Genomic DNA, 8,260 nt, shown 5'->3' on the forward strand with positions numbered 1-8,260 from the left:
CCATCCGCCGCTCGCCGCCGGGCCGGGGGTGCCGGCCGCGCGGCGGGACCGGCGGGCCGCTCTCACCGCCCGGCTGCTCCGGGCCCGCCACCGCGATCTGCACCCCCTGGTCGGCCAGGGCCTGCAGCTCGGTGGCGGCGCGCTCGTCGTTGGGCGGCGGCTCGTCGGTGACCAGCCGGGTGATCACGTCGGTGGGCACGGTCTGGAACATCGTGTCGGTGCCCAGCTTGGAGTGGTCGGCGAGGACCACGACCTCCGCCGCGGCCTGCACCAGCGCCCGGTCGACGCTCGCCGACAGCATGTTGGACGTGGACAGCCCGCGCTCGGCGGTCAGCCCGCTGCCGGAGAGGAACGCGCGCGAGACGCGCAGCCCCTGGAGCGACTGCTCGGCGCCGCTGCCGACCAGGGCGTAGTTGCTGCCGCGCAGCGTGCCGCCGGTCATGACGACCTCGACCCGGTTCGCGTGCGCCAGCGCCTGGGCGACGAGCAGGGAGTTGGTCACGACGGTGAGGCCGGGGATGCGCGCGAGCCGGCGGGCCAGCTCCTGCGTCGTCGTGCCGGCCCCGACGACGACGGCCTCCCCCTCCTCGACGAATCCGGCGGCCAGATCGGCGATCGCGGTCTTCTCCGCGGTCGCGAGATGGGATTTCTGCGGGAAGCCGGACTCACGGGTGAAACCGCCCGGCAGGACGGCACCTCCGTGCCTGCGGTCCAGCAGGCCCTCCGCTTCCAGGGCCCGTACGTCTCGGCGCACGGTCACCTCGGAGGTCTGTACGACTCGGGCGAGCTCTCGGAGCGATACGGCCCCGTTGGCCCGCACCATTTCCAGGATCAACTGACGACGTTCTGCAGCGAACACGAAACCGACAGTAACGCCAAAGACAGTGTTCGTTCAGCCGCTTACGGCGATGAGAAGAAAATGCTCCTCTTCGACATCCGAAGGTGGTATGGGCGCTCGGTCGCCGCCGCGCAGACCGGAGCGGACCCGGAGCGCGAACCGGGTCCGCCCCTCCGCCCTAGTCGTCGGCCGGGGCCTTGCTGGCCTGCAACTGCCGCGCCACCTCGGCGATCGAACCCGACAGGGAGGGATAGACGGTAAACGCCTTCGCGATCTGTTCGACGGTCAGATTGTTGTCGACCGCGATCGAGATGGGGTGGATCAGCTCGCTGGCCCGCGGCGCGACCACCACGCCGCCGACCACGATCCCGGTGCCGGGGCGGCAGAACAGCTTCACGAATCCGTCCCGCACCCCCTGCATCTTGGCCCGCGGGTTGCGCAGAAGCGCCAGCTTCATCACCCGTGCATCAATGCGCCCCTCGTCCACGTCCGACTGCTGGTAACCCACCGTGGCAATCTCGGGATCCGTGAACACGTTTGCGGAGACGGTCTTCAGCCGCAGCGGCGCCACGGTCTCGCCGAGGAAGTGGTACATCGCGATCCGGCCCTGCATCGCCGCCACCGAGGCGAGCGCGAAGACGCCGGTGCAGTCGCCCGCGGCGTAGATGCCGGGCGCGCTCGTCCGCGACACCTTGTCGGTCCACACGTGCCCGGAGTCCGTCAGCCGCACCCCGGCCTCCTCCAGGCCGACGCCCCGGGTGTTCGGCACCGCGCCGACCGCCATCAGACAGTGCGAACCGGTGATCACCCGGCCGTCGTTGAGCGTCACCTCGACCCGGTCGCCGACGCGCTTGGCGCTCTGCGCCCGCGAGCGGCTCATCACGTTCATGCCGCGGCGCCGGAAGACGTCCTCCAGCACCGCCGCCGCGTCCGGGTCCTCGCCCGGCAGCACCCGGTCCCGGCTGGAGACCAGCGTGACCCGCGACCCCAGCGCCTGGTACGCGCCGGCGAACTCGGCGCCGGTGACGCCGGAGCCGACCACGATCAGCTCCTCGGGCAGCTCGTCGAGGTCGTAGACCTGCTTCCAGTTCAGGATCCGCTCGCCGTCGGGCTGCGCGTCGGGCAGCTCCCGCGGGCTGCCGCCGGTGGCGACCAGCACCGCGTCCGCGACCAGCTCCTCCGGCCCGCCCGCTGCGGCGCCGGTCACGCGGACCGTACGGGACCCGTCCGGGGCCTGCTGCGGCGAGACGCTCGCCCGGCCGCGCACGACCCGGCCGCCGGCGCGGGTCACGCTGGTGGCGATGTCCTCGGACTGGGCCAGCGCCAGCCGCTTGACCCGGCCGTTGACCTTACCCAGGTCCACGCCAACGACCCGGGCGGCCTGCTTCTCCGGCGGGGTGTCGTCCGCGACGATGATGCCCAGCTCCTCGTACGAGGAGTCGAAGGTGGTCATCACCTCCGCGGTGGCGATCAGCGTCTTCGACGGCACGCAGTCGGTGAGCACCGACGCGCCGCCCAGGCCGTCGCGGTCGACGACCGTCACCTCCGCGCCGAGCTGCGCGGCGACGAGCGCCGCCTCGTACCCGCCGGGGCCACCACCGATGATCACGATCCGAGTCACGTACCCCATTGTCCATCGCCGCCGCCGTCGGCACCCGCGCGGGGGCCGGGGGCACCCCTACGCCCCCTGGGCGTAGGGCGAGGGCCCGGACGGCGCCCGTGCGGGGGGCCGCTTCTACGCGCGTAGGGGGTGACGGGCTACGCTCATCGCGTGAACGCATCCACTCCCCACGCCGCGCCCGACGCGGCGGCCGCAGCCGACCGCCTCCGCGAACTCACCGGGGCCGGGTCCCACGACGTCGCCCTCGTGATGGGCTCCGGCTGGGTGCCCGCGGCGGAAGCGCTGGGCACGCCCGACCACGAGCTGCGCGTCACCGACCTGCCCGGCTTCCCGCCGCCGGCGGTGGAGGGGCACGCGGGGCGGATCCGCTCGTACCGGCTGGGCGACAGGCGGGCGCTGGTCTTCCTCGGCCGTACGCACTTCTACGAGGGCCACGGCGTCGCCGCCGTCGCCCACGGCGTGCGCACCGCCGCGGCCGCCGGGTGCAAGACGGTGGTGCTCACCAACGGCTGCGGCGGCCTGCGCGAGGGCATGCGGCCGGGCCAGCCGGTGCTGATCGGCGACCACATCAACCTCACCGCCGCCTCCCCGATCACCGGCGCGCGCTTCGTGGACCTGACCGACCTGTACTCGCCGCGGCTGCGGGCGCTGTGCCGGGAGGTGGACCCCAGCCTGGAGGAGGGCGTGTACGTCCAGCTGCCCGGCCCGCACTACGAGACGCCGGCCGAGATCGAGATGCTGCGCCGCCTCGGCGCCGACCTGGTCGGCATGTCGACGGTCCTGGAGGCCATCGCGGCCCGCGAGGCCGGCGCCGAGGTGCTGGGCATCTCGCTGGTGACCAACCTGGCGGCCGGCATGACCGGCGAGCCGCTGAGCCACGAGGAGGTCCTCCAGGCGGGCCGCGACTCGGCGGCCCGGATGGGCGGGTTGCTCGCCGAGGTGCTGCGCCGGGTGTGAAGACTGGAGGGGTACGCCCCGGAGGGGCCGGGGGCCGACGGAGAGGACGACCAGTGACCACGGACACGACCGCGGACGCCGCCGGGGACTCCGCCGCGGACCCTGCCGCAGAGTCTGCCGCGCTCACCGCCCGGGCCCGGGCCTGGCTGGCGGAGGACCCCGACCCGGACACCCGGGCCGAGCTGGCCGACCTGCTGCGGGCGGACGACACCGCCGCCCTCGCGGACCGCTTCGCCGGCACGCTGCAGTTCGGCACCGCCGGGCTCCGCGGTGAGCTGGGCGCGGGGCCGATGCGGATGAACCGCGCCGTCGTCATCCGCGCCGCCGCGGGGCTGGCCGCGTACCTCGACGGGCAGGGCGCGGGCGGCGGACTGGTCGTCGTCGGCTACGACGCCCGGCACAAGAGCCACGCCTTCGCCGAGGACACCGCCGCCGTCCTGACCGGCGCCGGCTTCCGGGCCGCCGTCCTGCCCCGCCCGCTGCCGACGCCCGTGCTGGCCTTCGCCGTCCGCCACCTCGGCGCGGTCGCCGGGGTCACCGTCACCGCCAGCCACAACCCGCCCCGCGACAACGGCTACAAGGTCTACCTCGGCGGAGGCTCGCAGATCGTCCCGCCCGCCGACGCCGGGATCGCCGCCGCCATCGAGGCGGTGGGCCCGCTCGCGGACGTGCCCCGCCCGGAGGACGGCTGGGAGGTGCTCGGCGAGGACGTCGTGGCCGCGTACCTCGACCGGGCCGCCACCGTCGTCGCCGCCGGCGGCCCGCGCGACGTACGGGTCGTGCACACCGCCCTGCACGGCGTCGGCGGCGCCACCCTGGCCGCCGCCTTCGCCCGCGCCGGCTTCCCGCCCCCGGTGCCGGTCCCGGCGCAGGCCGAGCCGGACCCGGACTTCCCCACGGTCGCGTTCCCCAACCCGGAGGAGCCGGGGGCCATGGACCTGGCGTTCGCCGCGGCCCGCTCGGCGGACGGCCCCGACGTCGACGTGATCATCGCCAACGACCCCGACGCCGACCGCTGCGCCGTCGCCGTACCGGACCCGGACGCCGAGGGCGGCGCGGGCTGGCGGATGCTGCGCGGCGACGAGGTCGGCGCGCTGCTCGCCACGCACCTCGTGCACAAGCGGGCCGCGGGCACCTTCGCCGCGTCCATCGTCTCCTCCTCCCTCACGGGCCGCATCGCCCGGGCCGCGGGCCTGCCGTACGAGGAGACCCTGACCGGCTTCAAGTGGCTGGCCCGCGTCGACGGCCTCGCCTACGCCTACGAGGAGGCCCTCGGCTACTGCGTCGACCCCGCCGGCGTCCGCGACAAGGACGGCGTCACCGCCGCCCTGCTCGTCGCCGAGCTGACCGCCGAGCTGAAGGCGGCCGGCCGCACGCTGCAGGACCTGCTGGACGACCTCGCGGTGGAGTACGGCCTGCACGCCACCGACCAGCTCTCCGTCCGCGTCGAGGACCTGGACGTCATCGCGTCGGCGATGCGCCGGCTGCGCGCGGCCCCGCCGGAGTCGGCGGCGGGCCTGCGGGTGACGCAGGCGGAGGACCTGGCGGCGGGCACGGCGTCCCTCCCCCCGACGGACGGCCTGCGCTACACCCTGGCGGGCAGCCGCGAGCGGGGCGTGGCGGCGGCGCGGGTGATCGTGCGGCCGAGCGGCACGGAGCCGAAGCTGAAGTGCTATCTGGAGGCCGTGGTCCCGGTCGCGGACGGCCGCCGCGGCCTGCCGGCGGCGCGGGCGACGGCGGCGGAGGTGCTGGCGGCGCTGAAGACGGACCTGTCGGCGGCGGCGGGACTCTGACGCCCGGGAGCCTGTCGCGGGTCCGGGCGGTCCGGGAAGGCCGGACGGGGTGCGTATCCAGATGCGGCTCTCCCGCTCCTCGGTGCGTCCGGGGCGGTAGATTACGGACGTCGGCCCGCACGGAACGGAGCGAGATGTCCGAGCCCGAACAGCCTCACCGGGAGCATCCGCCGGAGCAGGTCCGCGACCTGGGCACCGACCGGCCGCATCCGGCCCGGGTCTACGACTACCTGCTGGGCGGCAAGGACAACTACGCGCCGGACCGGAAGGCCGCCGAGGAGGGCATGCGGGCCAACCCCAACAGCCTCATCCCGCCCCGCGAGAACCGGTCCTTCCTCAGGCGGGCGGTGCACTACCTGGCCGCAGAGGCCGGGATACGCCAGTTCCTCGACATCGGCACCGGCCTGCCCACCTCCCCCAACGTCCACGAGGTCGCCCAGGCCGTCGCGCCGGACGCGCGCATCGTCTACGTCGACAACGACCCCATCGTGCTCACCCACGCCCGGGCGCTGCTGACCAGCAGCCCGGCGGGAAGAACGAAGTACATCGACGCGGACCTGCGGGACGTCGACGCGATCCTCGACTCACCCGAGCTGCGCGAGACCCTCGACCTGAACCAGCCCGTCGCCCTGCTGCTCATCGCCATCCTGCACTTCATCGGCGACGACGACGATCCGGCGGGCATCGTCGGCCGGTTGCTCGACGCCCTGCCGCCCGGGAGCCACCTGGCGCTGTCCCACCTGACCGGGGACTACGACCCCGGGGCGTGGGCCGGTGTGGCGGCCGTCTACCGCAAGAGCGGCGTGACGATGCAGGTCCGCTCCAAGCCGGAGATCGAGCGGTTCTTCCACGGGCTCGAACTGGTGGAGCCGGGCGTCCAGTCCCTGCCGCGCTGGCGTCCCGAGCCGGTCAGCGTCGGCAGTGCCGACGCCGTCACCGACGCGCAGGTCTCGGTGTACGGGGGCATCGCGCGCAAGCACTAGCTGTATAGCTGTACTGCCCCGTGAGGTTGGGGGTGCGGCGGGGGCGGGTAGCGGTTCGTGGTGGCATTTCCCTCCTGGATACGTGGCCGACCCGGCCCGTTCAGCTCCTCCGCGCACGCTCGAACGGCCCGCCCGCGGAAGGAGCCTCCAGCCTTGGTCACTTCAGGAAGTACGCGTCCTGCCCGCGGCCGCCTGCGCTCCGGGGTCCTGGGCGCCTCCGCCCTGGCCGCCGCCCTCCTGCTGACGCAGTCCGCGTCCGCGGACGAGCCGGGCGACGGCCGTGACGGCCGCGACGGCCCGTCCGCCGTCGCCGAGCAGCGGGAGCGGGCTGAGGAGGCCGCGCGGCGGGCCGCCGAGGTGCGCGACCGCGTCCGCGTACTGGACCGGCAGGCGAGCGTCGCGGGGCAGCGGCTCAACGAGGCCGAGGCGGCGGCCGACGAGCAGCGGCGGCGCGCCGACCGCCGCCTCGCGGCCGCCGCCCGGGCGACCGCGCGGGTGAACGAGGCCCGCCGCACGCTGACCGGCTACGTCACCACCCAGTACCGCACCGGCGCAACCGGCCTGTCGCAGGCGGCCGTTCTGCTGCTGGCGGCCGATCCGCAGGGCTACGCCGACCACAGCCACCTGCTGAGCCGGCTGTCGGAGCGGCAGCACCACTCCCTGGACGAGTTCACCGAGCGGCAGCGGGAGGCCCGTCAGCGCAGCGGGGCCGCGGCCGCCGCCGTCGACAGGCTCCGGGACCGCGAGACGACGCTGCGCGGCCGGGAGAGGGCGCTGCGGGCCAAGCTCGCCGAGGCCCGCGAGCTGAAGGCGGACCTCGGCGACCGCGAGCGGGCCGAGTTCGACAGGCTGGAGCGCGCGGAGCGCGCCGAGGCCGAGCGCCGCGCCCGCGAGCACGCCCGGCGCGAGGCCGCCGAGCAGCGCCGCCTGCGGGAGCAGCGGGAGGAGGAGCGGCAGGAGCTGGCCGAGGGGACCATCACCGGCGAGGCCGCCGCGCCCGCCGCCGACGGCACCGCCCCGGCGGGCGCCCGGGCCGCGATCGCCTTCGCCGAGGCGCAGCTGGGCGAGCCGTACGTGTGGGGTGCGACCGGGCCGGACGCGTGGGACTGCTCGGGGCTGACGCAGGCGGCGTGGCGGGCGGCCGGGGTGGAGATCCCCCGCGTGACGTGGGACCAGGTCACCTTCGGCACCCGCGTGGCCGTCTCCGACCTGCGCCCCGGCGACCTGGTGTTCTTCTTCGACGACATCAGCCATGTCGGCCTCTACACCGGCGGCGGCCACATGCTCCACGCGCCGCGCCCCGGCGCCGCGGTGCGCACCGAGTCGATCTACAGCATGCCGATCCACAGCGCGGTACGCCCCGGCTGACCGGTGCCGGTGTGCGCGGTCAGGCGCGGTCGACCGGGGGCCAGGTGCGCTCCAGGTAGCTGAAGGCCGTGTCCGGGCCGACGCAGGTCTGCAGGGTGACGTCCCCCCAGTACAGGCCGTGGTTCGGGCCGCCCTGACCGGGGGTGATGTGGGTCTGGTAGACGCGGTACTTCAGCGTGCCCATGGGGCCGGAGATGGTCACGCGCGTCCCCTTCGGCAGCGGCGCCAGGACGTCGAAGCCGCAGAAGTCGTGGCCGACGATGACGGCGGTGTCGAACGCCATGCCGTTCTCCCGGCCGGGCTCGGGCCCGTCGAACAGCACCGCCGCGTTGCAGGCGTCGACGTGCTTCTGGCCGCCGCTGACCAGGGGGCGGGACCAGTCGCCGATGGTCAGCGTGGTGCCCTTCGGCGAGCCCGGGCCCACGGTGTCGGCGCGCTTCCCGGGCCGCGGGCGGGAGGGCTCGTCCGCGCCGGGGCGCCCCGGGCGGGCGGAGCTGTCCGCCGAGGGTTCGGACTTCCGTCCGGCGGGGGGCTGTTTCCCGGCAGCGCCGCCGTCGCCGCCGTGGTCGCGGGACGTGCCGGCGGCGGGCTCGTCCTCGCCGCCCTGCCGGCGGTGCGCGTTCGGCGTACGGGCCGGGGGCTGCTCCCCGCCCGTACGATCCGCCGCCGGCGGGCTGCCGGGGCCGCCGGACCGGGGGGC

At 75.3% G+C, this 8,260-nt stretch carries 6 protein-coding genes and 1 pseudogene; 4 read left to right on the forward strand and 3 right to left on the reverse strand.

What is annotated here, in order from left to right; genetic code table 11:
- Both ABD317_RS29975 and ABD317_RS29980 read right to left on the reverse strand, forming a co-directional pair.
- The coding region (locus ABD317_RS29975; RefSeq protein ID WP_486389025.1) for a DeoR/GlpR family DNA-binding transcription regulator at positions 1–823 on the reverse strand (823 nt) is incomplete at its 3' end.
- Positions 824–1,016: 193 nt separating this feature from the next.
- Positions 1,017–2,468, reverse strand: a complete 1,452-nt coding sequence (locus ABD317_RS29980) for an NAD(P)H-quinone dehydrogenase (RefSeq protein WP_344293869.1) — start codon at positions 2,466–2,468, stop codon at positions 1,017–1,019.
- Positions 2,469–2,609: 141 nt separating this feature from the next.
- On the opposite strand from ABD317_RS29980, the gene ABD317_RS29985 reads away from it, so the two are divergent.
- The 4 genes from ABD317_RS29985 to ABD317_RS30000 all read left to right on the forward strand — a co-directional run bounded on the left by ABD317_RS29985 (position 2,610) and on the right by ABD317_RS30000 (position 7,560).
- Positions 2,610–3,416 carry a purine-nucleoside phosphorylase gene (locus ABD317_RS29985; protein WP_027756235.1) on the forward strand — a complete coding sequence of 269 codons (807 nt, stop codon included), beginning with the start codon at positions 2,610–2,612 and terminating at the stop codon, positions 3,414–3,416.
- 146 nt (positions 3,417–3,562) lie between these two features.
- Positions 3,563–5,209, forward strand: coding sequence for a phospho-sugar mutase (locus ABD317_RS29990; RefSeq protein ID WP_344293886.1), 1,647 nt, complete (start codon positions 3,563–3,565; stop codon positions 5,207–5,209).
- 134 nt (positions 5,210–5,343) lie between these two features.
- Complete coding sequence (locus ABD317_RS29995; RefSeq protein WP_344293882.1) at positions 5,344–6,192, forward strand: SAM-dependent methyltransferase; 849 nt, start codon at positions 5,344–5,346, stop codon at positions 6,190–6,192.
- A gap of 153 nt (positions 6,193–6,345) precedes the next feature.
- A complete protein-coding gene (locus ABD317_RS30000; protein ID WP_344293884.1) occupies positions 6,346–7,560 on the forward strand; it encodes a C40 family peptidase in 1,215 nt (404 codons plus the stop codon).
- Between the two features lie 19 nt (positions 7,561–7,579).
- Here ABD317_RS30000 and ABD317_RS30005 read toward each other — a convergent pair.
- Positions 7,580–8,260, reverse strand: a pseudogene (locus ABD317_RS30005) (hypothetical protein); the annotation flags it as partial.

This window comes from Streptomyces synnematoformans, from assembly GCF_039531005.1.
GTDB lineage: Bacteria > Actinomycetota > Actinomycetes > Streptomycetales > Streptomycetaceae > Streptomyces > Streptomyces synnematoformans.

What these genes read in the sequence shown, in the direction of transcription:
- ABD317_RS29995 (WP_344293882.1), top strand. Translation starts at nt 5,344, where the DNA reads ATGTCCGAGCCCGAACAGCCTCACCGGGAGCATCCGCCGGAGCAGGTC.
- ABD317_RS29980 (WP_344293869.1), bottom strand. Translation starts at nt 2,468, where the DNA reads ATGGGGTACGTGACTCGGATCGTGATCATCGGTGGTGGCCCCGGCGGG.